Annotated in this window: 16 protein-coding genes; 7 read left to right on the top strand and 9 right to left on the bottom strand. The window is 70.0% G+C overall.

What is annotated here, in order from left to right; translation table 11 throughout:
* Nucleotides 1-51: 51 nt before the first annotated feature.
* The gene (locus tag AC1Q5D_RS09830) at nucleotides 52-435 is read left to right on the top strand and encodes a DUF3054 domain-containing protein (RefSeq protein ID WP_481738415.1); all 384 of its coding nucleotides are present in this window, start codon (nucleotides 52-54) and stop codon (nucleotides 433-435) included.
* 56 nt (nucleotides 436-491) lie between these two features.
* Nucleotides 492-770 carry an Lrp/AsnC family transcriptional regulator gene (locus AC1Q5D_RS09825; RefSeq protein ID WP_481738414.1) on the top strand — a complete coding sequence of 93 codons (279 nt, stop codon included), beginning with the start codon at nucleotides 492-494 and terminating at the stop codon, nucleotides 768-770.
* Between the two features lie 82 nt (nucleotides 771-852).
* Here AC1Q5D_RS09825 and trpD read toward each other — a convergent pair whose 3' ends face one another.
* Nucleotides 853-1,908, bottom strand: coding sequence for an anthranilate phosphoribosyltransferase (trpD, locus tag AC1Q5D_RS09820; RefSeq protein WP_481738413.1), 1,056 nt, complete (start codon nucleotides 1,906-1,908; stop codon nucleotides 853-855).
* Nucleotides 1,909-2,056: 148 nt separating this feature from the next.
* Here trpD and ctaE point away from each other — a divergent pair, with 148 nt between their 5' ends.
* From ctaE to qcrB, 4 genes are all read left to right on the top strand, one after another.
* Nucleotides 2,057-2,695 carry an aa3-type cytochrome oxidase subunit III gene (gene ctaE / locus AC1Q5D_RS09815; protein ID WP_481738412.1) on the top strand — a complete coding sequence of 213 codons (639 nt, stop codon included), beginning with the start codon at nucleotides 2,057-2,059 and terminating at the stop codon, nucleotides 2,693-2,695.
* Nucleotides 2,696-2,754: 59 nt separating this feature from the next.
* Nucleotides 2,755-3,543: a cytochrome bc1 complex diheme cytochrome c subunit gene (qcrC, locus tag AC1Q5D_RS09810; protein ID WP_481738411.1), complete on the top strand. Its 789-nt coding sequence runs from the start codon at nucleotides 2,755-2,757 to the stop codon at nucleotides 3,541-3,543.
* Nucleotides 3,544-3,618: 75 nt separating this feature from the next.
* Nucleotides 3,619-4,662 (top strand): cytochrome bc1 complex Rieske iron-sulfur subunit, encoded by a 1,044-nt coding sequence (gene qcrA / locus AC1Q5D_RS09805; RefSeq protein ID WP_481738410.1) that lies wholly within the window; start codon nucleotides 3,619-3,621, stop codon nucleotides 4,660-4,662.
* 2 nt (nucleotides 4,663-4,664) lie between these two features.
* Nucleotides 4,665-6,338 (top strand): cytochrome bc1 complex cytochrome b subunit, encoded by a 1,674-nt coding sequence (gene qcrB, locus AC1Q5D_RS09800; RefSeq protein WP_481738409.1) that lies wholly within the window; start codon nucleotides 4,665-4,667, stop codon nucleotides 6,336-6,338.
* Nucleotides 6,339-6,474: 136 nt separating this feature from the next.
* Here qcrB and AC1Q5D_RS09795 read toward each other — a convergent pair whose 3' ends face one another.
* From AC1Q5D_RS09795 to AC1Q5D_RS09765, 7 genes are all read right to left on the bottom strand, one after another.
* The gene (locus AC1Q5D_RS09795) at nucleotides 6,475-6,681 is read right to left on the bottom strand and encodes a hypothetical protein (protein WP_481738408.1); all 207 of its coding nucleotides are present in this window, start codon (nucleotides 6,679-6,681) and stop codon (nucleotides 6,475-6,477) included.
* A gap of 70 nt (nucleotides 6,682-6,751) precedes the next feature.
* Complete coding sequence (locus AC1Q5D_RS09790) at nucleotides 6,752-7,537, bottom strand: GntR family transcriptional regulator (protein ID WP_481738407.1); 786 nt, start codon at nucleotides 7,535-7,537, stop codon at nucleotides 6,752-6,754.
* 145 nt (nucleotides 7,538-7,682) lie between these two features.
* Nucleotides 7,683-8,084: a cytochrome c oxidase subunit 4 gene (locus AC1Q5D_RS09785; protein ID WP_481738406.1), complete on the bottom strand. Its 402-nt coding sequence runs from the start codon at nucleotides 8,082-8,084 to the stop codon at nucleotides 7,683-7,685.
* A 2-nt stretch (nucleotides 8,085-8,086) separates the two neighbouring features.
* Nucleotides 8,087-9,805 (bottom strand): aa3-type cytochrome oxidase subunit I, encoded by a 1,719-nt coding sequence (gene ctaD, locus AC1Q5D_RS09780; protein ID WP_481738405.1) that lies wholly within the window; start codon nucleotides 9,803-9,805, stop codon nucleotides 8,087-8,089.
* 6 nt (nucleotides 9,806-9,811) lie between these two features.
* Nucleotides 9,812-10,687, bottom strand: a complete 876-nt coding sequence (gene ctaC / locus AC1Q5D_RS09775) for an aa3-type cytochrome oxidase subunit II (protein ID WP_481738404.1) — start codon at nucleotides 10,685-10,687, stop codon at nucleotides 9,812-9,814.
* A 202-nt stretch (nucleotides 10,688-10,889) separates the two neighbouring features.
* A complete protein-coding gene (locus AC1Q5D_RS09770; protein WP_481738403.1) occupies nucleotides 10,890-11,261 on the bottom strand; it encodes a HesB/IscA family protein in 372 nt (123 codons plus the stop codon).
* Nucleotides 11,262-11,337: 76 nt separating this feature from the next.
* Complete coding sequence (locus tag AC1Q5D_RS09765; RefSeq protein ID WP_481738402.1) at nucleotides 11,338-12,762, bottom strand: M20/M25/M40 family metallo-hydrolase; 1,425 nt, start codon at nucleotides 12,760-12,762, stop codon at nucleotides 11,338-11,340.
* Nucleotides 12,763-12,800: 38 nt separating this feature from the next.
* On the opposite strand from AC1Q5D_RS09765, the gene AC1Q5D_RS09760 reads away from it, so the two are divergent.
* Nucleotides 12,801-13,382 (top strand): DUF3043 domain-containing protein, encoded by a 582-nt coding sequence (locus AC1Q5D_RS09760; RefSeq protein WP_481738401.1) that lies wholly within the window; start codon nucleotides 12,801-12,803, stop codon nucleotides 13,380-13,382.
* Nucleotides 13,383-13,459: 77 nt separating this feature from the next.
* Here AC1Q5D_RS09760 and AC1Q5D_RS09755 read toward each other — a convergent pair whose 3' ends face one another.
* Nucleotides 13,460-14,533 (bottom strand): quinone-dependent dihydroorotate dehydrogenase, encoded by a 1,074-nt coding sequence (locus AC1Q5D_RS09755; protein WP_481738400.1) that lies wholly within the window; start codon nucleotides 14,531-14,533, stop codon nucleotides 13,460-13,462.
* Nucleotides 14,534-14,567 lie beyond the last annotated feature (34 nt).

Below are 14,567 nucleotides of genomic sequence, written 5' to 3'. Positions count from 1 at the left end.
GAGATTTGTCGCTTCGTCGACCCGTGCGGCCCGCGTCCTAGTATTGAAGGCATGCGTTCCCCCTGGATGCCCCTGTTGGCCCTCGACGCCCTGCTCGTGCTCCTGTTCGCGGCGCTCGGGAGGCAGCAGCACGAGGAGGGCCTGGCCGTGCTGGGGATCCTGGCAACGGCGGCCCCGTTCCTCGCCGCGCTTCTCGCCGTCTCCGCGCTGACCCGCGTGCGGTCGACCCACTCGGTCCTGTGGCCCTCCGGCGTGGTCGTTTGGGCCGGCACCGTCGCCTTGGGCATCGGCCTCCGCCTGGCCACCGGCGACACCGCCGCCGTGCCGTTCATCGTGGTGGCCGCCGTGGTGCTCGCCGCCTTCCTCCTGGGGCGCCGTGCCGTGTCGGGCCTGGTGCTCCGACGCAAAGTGCGGTCCACGACGGCCGTCGACTAGGCTCGGGACATGGCCGCCCTCGCGCCCGCCGGGGGCCGCGAGAGTGGAGGAGCCCCATGATCACAGCATTCGTGATGATCCAGACCGACGCCCACCGCATCCCCGAGAGCGCCCAGGAGATCTCCGAGATCGACGGCGTCTCCGAGGTCTACTCCGTGGCCGGGGACTGGGACCTGATCGCGGTCGTGCGCGTCCGGCAGCACGAGGCCCTCGCCGAGGTCATCGCCAACCGGCTCTCGAAGGTCCCCGGCGTCCAGGAGACGTCCACCCACATCGCCTTCCGGGCCTACTCCGAACACGACCTCGAGGCGGCCTTCTCGCTCGGTCTCGAGTAGGGCCTCAACTGCGGCGCGGGGGCGCCGACGCACCACGCGTCGGCGCCCCCCCGCGCGTTCCGGACGCCGCCGGACAGCCTGGTCAGGCGTTGCTCGCCTCCACCCAGGAGGTGAGGGCCCGCGCGGCCGCGCCGCCGTCGATGGCGGCCTCCGCGCGCCCCACGGCCGCGGCGAGGCGGTCCAGCAGGGGGCCGTCCGCGGAGGTCTCGAAGGCGACGAGCGCTGCGGCGGCGTTGAGGACGACGGCGTCGCGCACCGGGCCGCGCTCCCCCGCCAGCACGTCGTGGACGACGCCCGCGTTGTGCCGGGCGTCGCCCCCGCGCAGGTCGTCGAGCGTGGCCCGGGCGATGCCGAGGTCCAGCGCGTCGATCTCCTCCTCGCGCACCCGGCCGTCGCGGACCTCCCAGACGCGGTTGGGGGACGTCGTCGTCATCTCGTCGAGGCCGTCCCCTCCGCGGAAGACCAGCGCGCGGCTCCCCCGGGCAGCCAGCACGCCCGCCATGAGCGGGGCCATGCGCGCGTCCGCGCAGCCGATCGCCGATGCCGTCGGGCGGGCCGGGTTGATCAGGGGGCCCAGGAAGTTGAAGACGGTGGCGACGCCCAGCTCGCGGCGGGGCACGGCCGCGAAGCGCATCGACGGGTGGAAGACCTGGGCGAAGCAGAACGTGATGCCGCAGGCCTGGAGGATGCCGGCCAGCCGCTCCACGGGCGCGTCCAGCTTCACGCCGAGCGCCTCCATGACGTCCGCGGAGCCGGACGACGACGAGGCCGCCCGGTTGCCGTGCTTCACGATGCGGGCGCCGGCGCCCGCGCACACGAGCGAGGCCATCGTGGAGATGTTCACGGTGTTCTGCCGGTCCCCGCCCGTGCCGACGATGTCGAGGCTCTCCCCCGCGATCCGCAGCGGCCGGGCGGCGCGGACCATCGCCTCGACCAGGCCCGTCAACTCCTCCACGGTCTCGCCCTTGGCGCGCAACGCGACGAGGAAGCCGGCGACCTGCGTATCGGTCGCGTTCCCGGCCATGACCTCCCCCATCGCCCACTCGGCCTCGCCCGCCGAAAGGTCGTTCCCCGCAATCAGCGAGGTCAGGATCTGGGGCCAGTTCGGGAACGCCTGGGCGGCTGGGATCGTTGACACGCCAATAGGTTATCTACGAATTGTAGAAAGTGCGGAATTGTTTCTGCCGCGTGATTCCGCGGTTCTTGGGCTGGTCAGGGTGTTCCGGGCCGCGCCGGCGGGCATGGCGCATTGGTAAGTCCGCTGATTTTGCGGCCATAATGACAGGGTGACAACAGCGACTCATGCCCTCAACGCCCCGGCGCACCCCGCGCCGAACCGCCCCAATATGGTGTCGGTCGGTACTGTCGTGTGGCTCTCCAGCGAGCTCATGTTCTTTGCCGCCCTGTTCGCCATGTACTTCACCCTGCGCGCCGCCGCGCCGGACATGTGGGCCACCGAATCAGCCAAGCTGAACGTCCCGTTCGCGCTGATCAACACGATCATCCTCGTGTCCAGCTCCTTCTCCTGCCAGATGGGTGTCTTCCGTGCGGAGGACCTGCAGGCCCGCCGCACCGGCGGACTGTTCCAGTTCCGGCAGTGGGGCATGGTCGAGTGGTTCATCCTCACCTTCCTCCTCGGCGCGATCTTCGTCTCCGTCCAGGCCTACGAGTACACCGAGCTGGTCCACCACGGCGTGGCCCTCAACTCGAACGCGTACGGCTCGGCCTTCTACATCACCACCGGCTTCCACGGCCTGCACGTGACCGGTGGCCTGATCGCGTTCCTGCTGATCATCGGCCGCGCCTACCTGGCGAAGCGCTTCGGCCACTTCGAGGCGACCGGCGCGATTGTCACCTCGTACTACTGGCACTTCGTGGACGTCGTCTGGATCGCGCTGTTCGCGATCATCTACTTCCTGAAGTAGCCCCGGCCCCCGGCCGCCCCCGCACCACCACACCTTGAAGAACTAGTGAGGACCAGCAAGTGAAGGCTCTTTCGCAAAAGCGGCGCCATCCGCTCGCCGCCGTCGCGCTCCTGCTGATGGGCCTGCTCGTCACCGGCGGGCTGTACGCCGCAGCGGGCACCATCAACGAGGCACAGGCCGCGACGACGTACAGCGCAAGCGACATCGAGGAGGGCGAGAAGCTCTTCCTGGCGAACTGCGCGACCTGCCACGGCATGAACGCCGCGGGCACCGAGGACGGGCCGTCGCTGATTGGCGTGGGCGCCGCCGCTGTGGACTTCCAGGTCGGCACGGGTCGCATGCCGATGCAGATGCAGGGCCCCCAGGCACAGGCGAAGCCCGTGCAGTTCACCGATGAGCAGATCTCGCAGCTGGCCGGTTTCGTCGCGTCGCTGGGCGCCGGCCCCGCCATCCCCGGGGACGAGATCCTCGACACCTCCAAGGGCGACTCCGCCCACGGCGGCGAGGTCTTCCGCGTGAACTGCGCCATGTGCCACAACGCCGCCGCCGCCGGCGGCGCGCTGACCCGGGGCAAGTTCGCCCCGTCGCTCGAGGGCGTGTCGGAGAAGCACATCTACGAGGCCATGGCCACCGGCCCGCAGAACATGCCGGTGTTCAGCGACTCGAACATCACCCCCGAGGAGAAGCGGGACGTCATCACGTTCCTCAAGGAGATCGAGAGCCAGGGCTCCCCGGGCGGCGCGAAGCTGGGCTCGCTGGGCCCGGTGTCCGAGGGCCTCTTCATCTGGACCGCGGGCCTCGGCCTCATCATCGCCTTCACCATCTGGCTGACGTCCCGGCCGTCCTAACGCCCAGCGGCGGGCAGCCCAACGCCGCACCACTCACGTACCACTGACACCTTGAGAAGAAGGATGAGAGACAATATGGGCGACCATAGTCACGGCGGTCCGCACGAGCCGGGCACCGTTGCTAGGGCGGGCCAGTCGGGGAACCTGGAAAGGTTCCCCGACCCGGGCCTCCCGCCGCACCGCAAGCGCCTCGCGGATACGGACCCTCGCGCCGAGAAGCGCAATGAGCGACAGGTCGCGTGGCTCTTCGTGCTGTCGATCATCGGCACGGTGCTGTTCTTCGTCGCGTACTTCGGCGTCGAGAACTCCTCCATCGCGAGCACGCGCACGCAGAACATGCTGCTGGGCCTGGGGACCGCCTTCGCCCTCTTCGGCATCGGCATCGGCATCGTGCACTGGGCGAAGACGCTCATGCCCGACCACGAGGTCGCCGAGGCGCGCCACGAGATCCGCCCCGAGGCCGACCGCGTCGTCGCCGAGCGGATGCTGGGCGAGATCGTCGAGGAGACGGGCATCAAGCGCCGTCCGCTGATCCGCAACACCCTCATCGGCGCCATGGCCCTGTTCCCCCTGCCGGCGATCTTCATCCTGCGCGACCTCGACCGCACCGAGGCCAGCGCCGGCGAGATCGTCGACCGCCTGCGATACACCATGTGGGACACCGGCATCCGCCTCGTCCGCGACCCGTCCGGCACGCCGATCAAGGCCTCCGACGTCACCATCGGCAACGCGTTCCACGTCATCCCGGAAGGCCTCGACCAGGCCGAGGACCCGCTGAACGAGAAGGCCAAGGCCGTCGTCCTGCTCATGCGCCTGAACCCGGACGACCTGCAGATCTCCCCCGGCCGCGAGACCTGGCACCACGAGGGCATCGTCGCCTACTCGAAGATCTGCACGCACGTCGGCTGCCCGGTCGCGCTGTACGAGCAGCAGACGCACCACCTGCTCTGCCCCTGCCACCAGTCGACCTTCGACCTGACGCAGGAGTGCAAGGTCATCTTCGGCCCGGCGGGCCACGCGCTGCCGCAGCTGCCGATCTCCGTCGACGACGAGGGCTTCCTCGTGGCGCAGAGCGACTTCCATGAACCCGTCGGCCCGAGCTACTGGGAGCGTGGCTAGACATGAGCACCCATTCCGCATACAGCGCCAAGACCCGCACGGGGCGCATCGCGGACTTCGTCGACACCCGCGTCGGCGGATCCGCGATGGTCAAGGAGTTTGGCCGCAAGATCTTCCCGGACCACTGGTCCTTCATGTTCGGCGAGGTCGCGCTCTACACGTTCGTGATCCTGCTGATCTCGGGAACGTTCCTGACGCTGTTCTTCGACCCCTCGATGGCCCACACGACGTATGAGGGGTCCTACAACCCGCTCAAGGGCGTCGGCATGTCCGTGGCCTACGCCTCCAGCCTGGACATCTCCTTCGATGTGCGCGGCGGCCTCTTCATGCGCCAGGTGCACCACTGGTCCGCGCTCCTGTTCGTCGCTGCGGTGTCCGTGCACATGCTGCGCGTCTTCTTCACCGGCGCGTTCCGCCGGCCGCGCGAGCTGAACTGGGTCGTCGGCTGCGTCCTGGTCATCCTGGCCATGGCCGCCGGGTTCACGGGCTACTCGCTCCCCGACGACCTGCTCTCCGGCAACGGCCTGCGCATCATCGACGGCGTCGTCAAGGCGATCCCCGTCGTGGGCACGTACATCTCCGCCTTCCTCTTCGGTGGCGAGTTCCCGGGCACCGCGATCGTCGGCCGCCTGTACATGCTGCACATCATGCTGATCCCCGCGCTGATCCTGCTGATGGTGGCCATCCACCTCTTCATGGTGGTCGTCCACAAGCACACGCAGTACCCCGGCCCCGGCCGCACCGAGGACAACGTCGTCGGCTTCCCGGTCGGCCCGGTCTACGCCGCGAAGGCGGGCGGGTTCTTCTTCATCGTGTTCGGCATCGTTTGCCTGATCTCTGGGTTCTTCACGATCAACCCGATCTGGAACTACGGTCCGTACGACCCCTCCCCCGTGTCCGCCGGCACGCAGCCCGACTGGTACATCGGCTGGGTCGACGGCGCCCTGCGCCTGATGCCGGGCGTGCTCGGCGACTTCAGCTTCGAGTGGGTCATCCCGTTCCCGTGGGGCGACAACACGCTGATCCTCAACGTGCTGCTCCCCGCGCTCGGCCCGGCCATCCTGCTCCTGGGCGTCATGTTCGCCTGGCCCTGGATCGAGCGCTGGATCACGAAGGACGCCCGCGAGCACCACATCCTGGACCGCCCGCGCAACGCCCCGTTCCGCACGGGCGTCGGCGTCGCCGGTGTGATCTTCTACTGCGTGATGTGGGCCGCGGCGTCGTCGGACCTCATCGCCACCCACTTCCTGGTGTCGCTGAACGACGTCACGTACTGGCTGCGCGCGCTGTTCTTCCTCGGCCCGATCGTCGGCTTCATCGTGGCCCGGCGCATCGCGCTGGCGCTCCAGCGCAAGGACCGGGAGATCGTGCTCCACGGCCGCGAGGCCGGCATCATCGAGATGTCGCCCGAGGGCGGCTTCTCCGAGCGGCACGAACCGCTCGACGAGTACAAGCTCTACCGTCTGGTGGCCTTCGAGTCGCCCGAGGTGCTGCCGGCGCAGCCCGACGCCGACGGCCGGATCACGCGCACGGAGAAGTTCCGCGGCCGCGTCTCGCGCTTCTTCTTCGAGGACCGGGTCGCCCCGGTCACCCCGACGGAGCTGGCCGCGGCGCACGACGCCCACCACGGCCACGCCGTCGAGGGCGAGGGCGAAAAGGCCCGGATCGGCCACTAGCCCCGGCCACACCCCGTCCCGCGGGCCCCGACCACCACGGTCGGGGCCCGCGGGCGTTTAACCTGACTTCCCGCTCCCGCGCTGCCGGCGCGGCAGGGACGGTGTGGGCGGTGACCGTGCCCGGCGGCCGCCGCCCCTAGGCGAGGGCCGAGCGCAGGGCGGCGACGATCTCGGCCGTGGTCCCCGTTTCGGCGATCAACGGGAACACGCGCACGAGGCGGGCCGCGAGGTCGTCCGCCGTGAACGCGTTCAGGGCCGTCTTGGCGACGCTGAGGTCGGCGTCGCCACGCTGCAGGTCGACGGCGATCAGGGCGGAGGTGGGGTCGACGCGGGTGATGCTCATGGATGCGCTGTCCTTTCGGTGGGCAGGTGCCGAGTGGAGCCCAGCAGGTGCGGGACGCTGCCGTGTTCCGTCAGCGCGTCGGGTCGTAGTCGTGCGGCGGGCGCATGCCGGGGCGCTGCAGCGGCACCCAGAGCTTGTAGCGGTCGGCCCGGTACAGCGACACCGAGTAGTCGACGAGCTCGCGCCGGACATACGCGTGGCGCTGGATCTTCAGGAGTGGGAAGCCCGCGTCGACCGCGAGCAGCTGCGCGTCGGACGCGGACGCCGCCGTCGCCTCGACCTGGTCCTCCCCCCACTCCATGACGAGGCCGTAGCGCTCCTCCAGGGAACTGTAGAGCGAGCGCGGCGCCGGTTCGTCGAGGAACCCAGGGACGCGGTGCGACGGGAGGTAGTTCTCGTCGAGACTCATGGGCACGCCGTCGGCCAGCAGGAGACGGCGGAAGCGGACCACGGGCGAGCCCTCCTCGAGCTCCATCTCGCGGGCGAGCGCGCCGACGGCGGGCACCTCGTCGAAGCGGAGGACGCGGGCCGCCGGCACCATGCCGCGGCGCTGCATCTCCTCGCTGTAGGAGGTGAGCTTCACCTGGAGGTCCATCTTGGGGCGTGCGACGAAGGTGCCGACGCCGATGATCCGCTCGAGCACGCCCTCCTCGACGAGGACGTCGATCGCCTGCCGGACCGTCATGCGGGCCACGCCGAAGTGCCGCGTGAGGTCGCGTTCCGACGGAATGGCCTGTCCCGGCTTGCAGGCCGTCCGCGCGTGCTCCGCGAGGATGCGCTTGAGCTGCAGGTGCTTGGCCTCCGTGGACGCCGGCTCGAGGCGTCCACGGATGGTCTCCACCCGGCTACCCGGCATCGGGACGGGGCTGGGGGGCGGGGCAGGGCATGCCTCCATGGTACGCGCGGAGCCCGCGAGGCGGGGGCCGGCGGCGGGGCCTTAAACGCCGAGTGGCGGGACACCCAGGGGGTGTCCCGCCACTCGGCGGATGGCGCGCTTGGCGCTAGTGCGCGTGGTCGCCGCGGCTGTACTCGTAGACCCAGCCGATCAGGGCCACGATGCACAGGCCGACGCCGATGTACGTGATCCAGAAGCCGACCGCGAGGCCCAGGAAGCCGATGGCGGCGGCGGAGCCCAGCACGAGCGGCCACCAGCTCCACGGGGAGAACATGCCGATGGCTCCGGCGTTCTCGTGGATTTCGCCGTCGACGCGGTCCTCGGGACGGTCACCGACGCGCTTGGCGGTGTAGTACAGGTAGAACCCGATCATCGCGGACAGGCCGGCGGTCATGAACAGGGCCGGGAAGCCCACCCACTCGCTCCACTCGGTCATGATGCCGTAGACGATGCCGACGGGGACGAAGAAGAAGATCCCGCCCAGGAACAGCCATGCTTCGATCTTCATGTTTAGCGGTCCTTCTGGTCGGCCGGCCCGAAGATCTTCGCCACGGGCTGGGTCGGGGTCGAGCGCAGGCCCAGCTCCGGGTGGTGCAGGTCGAGCGCCGGGCGCTCGGAGCGGATCCGCGGGATCGAGTGGAAGTTGTGGCGCGGCGGCGGGCAGGAGGTCGCCCACTCCAGCGAGGCACCGAAGCCCCACGGGTCGTCGACCATGACCTTCTTGCCGTGGCGCGCGGTCGTCCACACGTTCCAGAAGAACGGGATGAGCGACATGCCGAGGATGAACGCGAACACCGTGGAGAACTGGTTCATCTGCGTGAAGTTGTCCTCGGGCATGTAGTCGGCGTACCGGCGCGGCATGCCCATGACACCCAGCCAGTGCTGGATGAGGAACGTGCCGTGGAAGCCGATGAACAGGAGCCAGAAGTGGATCTTGCCCAGGCGCTCGTTCAGCATCTTGCCCGTCCACTTCGGCCACCAGAAGTAGAAGCCGGCGAACATCGCGAACACGACCGTTCCGAAGACGACGTAGTGGAAGTGGGCGACGACGAAGTACGTGTCGGACACGTGGAAGTCCAGCGGCGGGGCGGACAGGATGATGCCGGTCAGGCCGCCGAAGAGGAACGTGGCCATGAAGCCGAGGCTCCAGAGCATCGGGGTCTCGAACGTGACCGAGCCGCGCCACAGCGTGCCGATCCAGTTGAAGAACTTCACGCCGGTCGGCACCGCGATCAGCATGGTCATGAACCCGAAGAACGGCAGCATGACGGAGCCGGTGACGTACATGTGGTGGGCCCACACGGCCACGGACAGGGCGGCGATCGCGATGGTCGCGAACACGAGGCCCTTGTAGCCGAAGATCGGCTTGCGGCTGAACACCGGGAAGATCTCGGAGACGATGCCGAAGAACGGCAGCGCGATGATGTACACCTCGGGGTGGCCGAAGAACCAGAACAGGTGCTGCCACAGGACCGGGCCACCGGCCTCGGGGTCGAAGATATGCGCCCCGAAGCGGCGGTCGGCGCCCAGGGCGAACAGGGCGGCGGCGAGCGGCGGGAAGGCCATCAGGATCAGGATCGAGGTGATCAGCGTGTTCCAGGTGAAGATCGGCATGCGCCACATGGTCATGCCGGGGGCGCGCAGGCAGATGATCGTGGTGATGAAGTTGACCGCACCGAGGATCGTGCCGAAGCCGGAGAGCGCCAGGCCGAAGACCCAGAGGTCACCGCCGACGCCGGGGCTGAACGTGGTGTTGGACAGCGGCGCGTAGGCGAACCAGCCGAAGGAGGCGGCGCCCTGCGGGGTGATGTAGCCGGCCAGGGCGATCGTGGAGCCCATGGAGAAGAACCAGAACGCCAGGGCGTTCAGGCGCGGGAAGGCGACGTCGGGGGCGCCGATCTGCAGGGGCATGACCACGTTTGCGAAGCCGGCGAACAGCGGGGTCGCGAACATGAGCAGCATGATCGTGCCGTGCATCGTGAACAGCTGGTTGTACTGCTCCTTGGTCTGCAGGATCTGCATGCCGGGCTCGAAGAGCTCGGCGCGGATCAGCAGGGCCATGATGCCGCCGATGCAGAAGAACACGAACGACGTGATCAGGTACATGTACCCGATCGTCTTGTGGTCGGTCGAGGTGATCCAGTTGACGATGATCCGTCCCTTGGACACCGGGACCACGCGCGGGGCGAGCTGTTTCGCCTCGTCCGTGGCGTACTCGTAGGTCGTCATGGCTGCCTACTCTCCTTCGCCGCTGTGGGTGCTGGTGGAGTTGACCAGGTTGGGCGAGCGGTCGTACTCCTCGCCGACGTGGCCGTCGCGCATGGTGCCCAGCTGCTGCCGGAACTCCGCTTCGGAGACCACCTCGACGTTGAAGAGCATCTCCGAGTGGTACTCGCCGCACAGCTCGGCGCACTTGCCGGCGTACGTGCCCTCCACCTGGGGGGTCAGGTAGATGTAGTTGGTCTTGCCCGGGATCATGTCGAGCTTCTGCAGGAACGCGGGCACCCAGAACGAGTGGATGACGTCGCGGGAGTTCAGCTCGAGAGTGACGGGGACGTCGGCCGGAAGGTACAGCGTCGGCAGCTCGGCCTCCTGGCCCTCCGTGCCGTCCAGCTGCGCCTGCACGCCGACGGTGTGCTTCTCCTGGCCCTCGTACGAGTAGTTGAAGTCCCAGGACCACTGCTTCGCGCGGACGTCCACGACGAGCGGGGAGTCGACCGGTGAGTTGATCGTGCGCTCGGTCGCGTCGGAGAACGTGAAGAAGGTCAGGACGACCATCAGGGGCACGGCCGTGTAGAAGATCTCGATCGGCAGGTTGTAGCTCAGCTGACGCGGGTAGCCCGTGTCGCCCTTGCGGCGGCGGTAGGCCACGATGCACCAGATCATGAGGGCCCACGTCAGGAGGCCGACGATCAGGACCGCGATCCACGAGTTAACCCAGAGGTCCTGGATCATCCCCGTGTGGTTGGTGACATCGCGCTCCTCGTTCGGGAGCCAGCCACGCTGGGCTTGTTCTGAACAACCCGTCAACAACAGCGCCAGCGATCCGGCGGCGGCTACTGCCTTCGCCTTCCCAGCGCGGCGGCTGCTGGTTCGGTCAAGCGAACTCACAGACGGCCCTTCCTCTTTGTTGGTGCTGAATGATTCCGCGCGCCGCGCGGGCCGGGCGGGCCGAGGGCGCGGAGCGACAGAGCATGGTTTTACTACCTAGCGTAGAGCTTACCCCGTGGCCGCCGCGGATGCAGACAGGGCCGCCCCCGCGTCCCCGATGGTTACGCGTGGGGGCGGCCCTGTGTGCCGGTTCCCGTGCCTCCTAGTGGAAGGAGTCCCCGCAGGCGCAGGAGCCGCCCGCGTTCGGGTTGTCGATGGTGAAGCCCTGCTTGGAGATCGTGTCCTCGAAGTCGATCGAGGCGCCGCTGAGGTAGGGCACGCTCATCTTGTCGATGACGACCTCCACGCCCTTGAAGTCGCGTACCGCGTCGCCGTCGAGCAGCCGCTCGTCGAAGTAGAGCTGGTAGATCAGCCCGGAGCAGCCGCCCGGCTGCACGGCGACGCGCAGGCGCAGGTCGGTCCGGCCCTCCTGCTCCAGGAGGCTGCGCACCTTCTCGGCGGCGACCTCCGACAGCGCGACCTCGTGGGTCGGCAGTTCGGTCGGGTCGGCGGGGGTGTTCGTGGTGGCGGTCATCTGGACTCCTCCAATGCTGCGTCGGTCGGGGCGGCGCGTGGGGCCGCCACCCTTCACAACATGGTACGCCCCCCGGTCATTCCGCCAGTCCCCCGGCGTCCAGCCGGGCCAGCAACAGGGCCTCGGCCGTGATGGCCCGGCGAAAGTCCTCCAGGTGCAGCGACTCGTTGGCGCTGTGGGCCCGGGTGTCCGGGTCCTCGACGCCGGTCACGAGGATCTGTGCGTCCGGGTAGACCTCGCGCAGGTCCGCGATGAAGGGGATCGATCCGCCGATGCCGATCTCGACCGCGGGGGTCCCCCAGGCCTCGCCCAGGGCCCAGAGGCAGGCCCGCGCCGCGGGGGCCGACGTGTCGGTCGCAAACGCCTGGCCCGCCTCCTCCGGCTCGAAGGCGACGTCGGCGCCGAACAGGTCCTGGCCGAGCACGTGGCGCTCCAGGGCGGCCTGGGCGGCGGCCGGGTCCTGGCCGGGCGCGAGGCGGACGCTGACCTTGAAGCGGGTGGCCGGCTGCAGCGTGTTCGAGGCCAGCTCGACGGCGGGAATGTCCATGCCGGTGACGGACAGCGCCGGCTTGTTCCACAGCCGGTCGGCAAGGGGCCCCGTGCCCGCGAGGCGCACCCCGTCGAGCACCGACGCGTCCCGGCGGAAGTCCTCCTCCGCGTACTCGACGGCCGCCGTCTCGTGGGCCACCAGGCCGGGGATGGCCACGGAGCCGTCGGCGTCGTGGAAGCTGGCGATGAGCCGGGCGGCGAGCGTCGGGGCGTCCAGCACGGGACCGCCGTACATGCCGGAGTGCACGGCGTGCTCGAGCACGCGGACGGAGACCGTGCCGCCGACCATGCCCCGCAGGCTCGTGGTCAGGGCGGGCACCCCGACGCGCCAGTTGCTCGAGTCCGCGACGACGATCGCGTCCGCGCGCAGCAGGTCGCGGTACCGCTCCAGGAACGGGCGGAACGTCGGCGACCCGGCCTCCTCCTCCCCCTCCACGAACAGCGTCACGCCGAGCCCGAGGTCCCCGGCGTCGACCAGGACCGCGCGCAGGGCGGCCAGGTGCACCATGATGCCGGCCTTGTCGTCGGCGGCCCCGCGCCCGTAGAGCCGGCCGCCCGCCTCGGTGGCGACGAAGGGCTCCGTCTCCCACAGCGCCCGCTCCCCCGGCGGCTGCACGTCGTGGTGGGCGTAGAGCAGCACGGTGGGCTTGCCGGGCGCGGCGGGGCGGCGGGCGACGACGGCGGGGCCGCCCTCGACGCCGTCCTCCCCCGCGGCGCGCAGGATGCTCACGTCGGGGAACCCGGCGTCGGCGGCGAGGCGGGCGACGGCCTCCGCGCTGCGGGCGAGCTCGGCCGGGTCGAAGGCCTCCCAGGCAATCCCGGGGATCGCGACGAGCTCCTTGAGCTCCTCCACGGTGGCGGCGAACCCGGCGTCGACGCGGGCGGCGATGGCGGCGGTGTCGACGGTGGGCGCGGCGGCCGCCGTGTCGGCGGGGTGGTGCGGGAATGTCATGCGGCCCACACTAGCCGCCCGGCGGCTAGACTTGCCGGGTGTTTGGACGAAAGAAGGACCAGGATCCCACGCCCGCCGCTCCCGTGGAGCCCGCGGAGCCGGGCGTCGGCAAGGGCGCCCCGACCCCGAAGCGCAGCCAGCAGGAGGCGCAGCGGAAGCGTCCGCTCGTGCCCACGGACCGCAAGGCCGCCAAGGAGCAGGCCCGCCGCCAGCGCCTCGAGCAGCAGGAGCGGATGCGCCTGGCGAACGAGACCGGCGACGAGCGCTACATGATGCCGCGCGACCGAGGCCCGCAGAAGCGCTTCGCGCGGGACTTCGTGGATGCCCGGTGGATGGTCGGCGAGTTCCTCATGATCATCATCTTCGCGTTCCTGATCTTCTCGCTGGCCATGCCGGGCGCCGTCGAGGTGCAGGCCACCGTGACGCTGGTGCTCTGGGGCGTCCTGGCGGTGACGGTCATCGACGCCTTCATCATGACCCGGCAGCTGAAGAAGCGGCTCGTCGCCAAGTTCGGCCACTCCGAACGGGGCGTGCTCTGGTACGCGGCGATGCGTAGCCTGCAGTTCCGCAAGCTGCGCCTGCCCAAGCCGCAGGTCAAGCGCGGGGAGACCCCCAGCTGACCCTGGCCGGACGCGACGACGGCGGCGCCGTACCCCCGAGGGGTGCGGCGCCGCCGTCGTTGCGGCTCAGTGCATGGTCAGCGCGCGGCTAGCGCGCGCCGCAGGCCGCGGTTGATGCGGGCGGCCCAGAACGGGCCCTCGTAGAGGAACGCGGTGTAGCCCTGGACCAGGTCCGCGCCGGCGTCGAGCCGCTCGAGCACGTCCCCCGCCGTCGTCACCCCTCCCACGGACACGACGGCGGTCTCCGGACCCAGCTGTCCGCGCAGGCGGCGCAGGACCTCCAGGGACCGGGCGCGCAGCGGCGCCCCGCTGAGGCCCCCGGCCCCGATCTCCTCGACCCGCGCCGGGTCGGTGGCCAGGCCCTCCCGCCCGATGGTCGTGTTGGTGGCGACGACACCGTCCAGCCGCAGCTCGCGGACGAGTGCCGCGACGGCGTCGACGTCGTCGTCCGCCAGGTCGGGCGCGATCTTCACCAGCAGCGGGACGTGCCGGCCCGCGACCCGGTCCGCCTCGGCCCCCACTCCCGCCAGCAGCGGGCGCAGCGTGTCGACCCCCTGGAGCAGCCGCAGACCCGGCGTGTTCGGCGAACTGACGTTGACCACGAGGTAGTCGGCGTGCGGGGCCAGCAGGCGCGTGCTCGCCAGGTAGTCGTCGAGGGCGTCCTCCAGCTCGACCACCTTGGTCTTGCCGATGTTCACGCCCAGGACCGGACGCGGTGCGCCGAAGCGGCGGGCCAGGAGGGGCCGGGCCGCGGCGGCGCGGGGGGCGACGGCGGCCGCCCCGTCGTTGTTGAACCCCATGCGGTTGATGACGGCGCGGTCCTCCACGAGCCGGAACAGGCGCGGTTGCGGGTTGCCCGGCTGGGCCCGGCCGGTAATGGTGCCGACCTCGATGTGCCCGAACCCGAGGTCGGCGAGGGCGGCCACGCCGTGGCCCTCCTTGTCGAACCCGGCGGCGAGCCCGAACGGAGACGGGAAGTCGATCCCCATGACGGTGCGCCGCAGGGACGCGTGGGGGCGTGTCGTCCGGCGCAGCACCGCTGAGGCGCGGGTCCGCTCGGCGAGCCGGATCATGCGGAAGCCGATGCGGTGGGCGCGTTCGGGGTCCATGCCGGAGAAGACAACGCGGAAGAAGGCGGGGTACAGGCGCATGGGGACCAGTTTCCCGTGGGCGGGGCGCCAGCGC

It is taken from the genome of Arthrobacter paludis (assembly GCF_056782315.1).
This window is presented reverse-complemented; position numbering and strand designations above follow the sequence as displayed.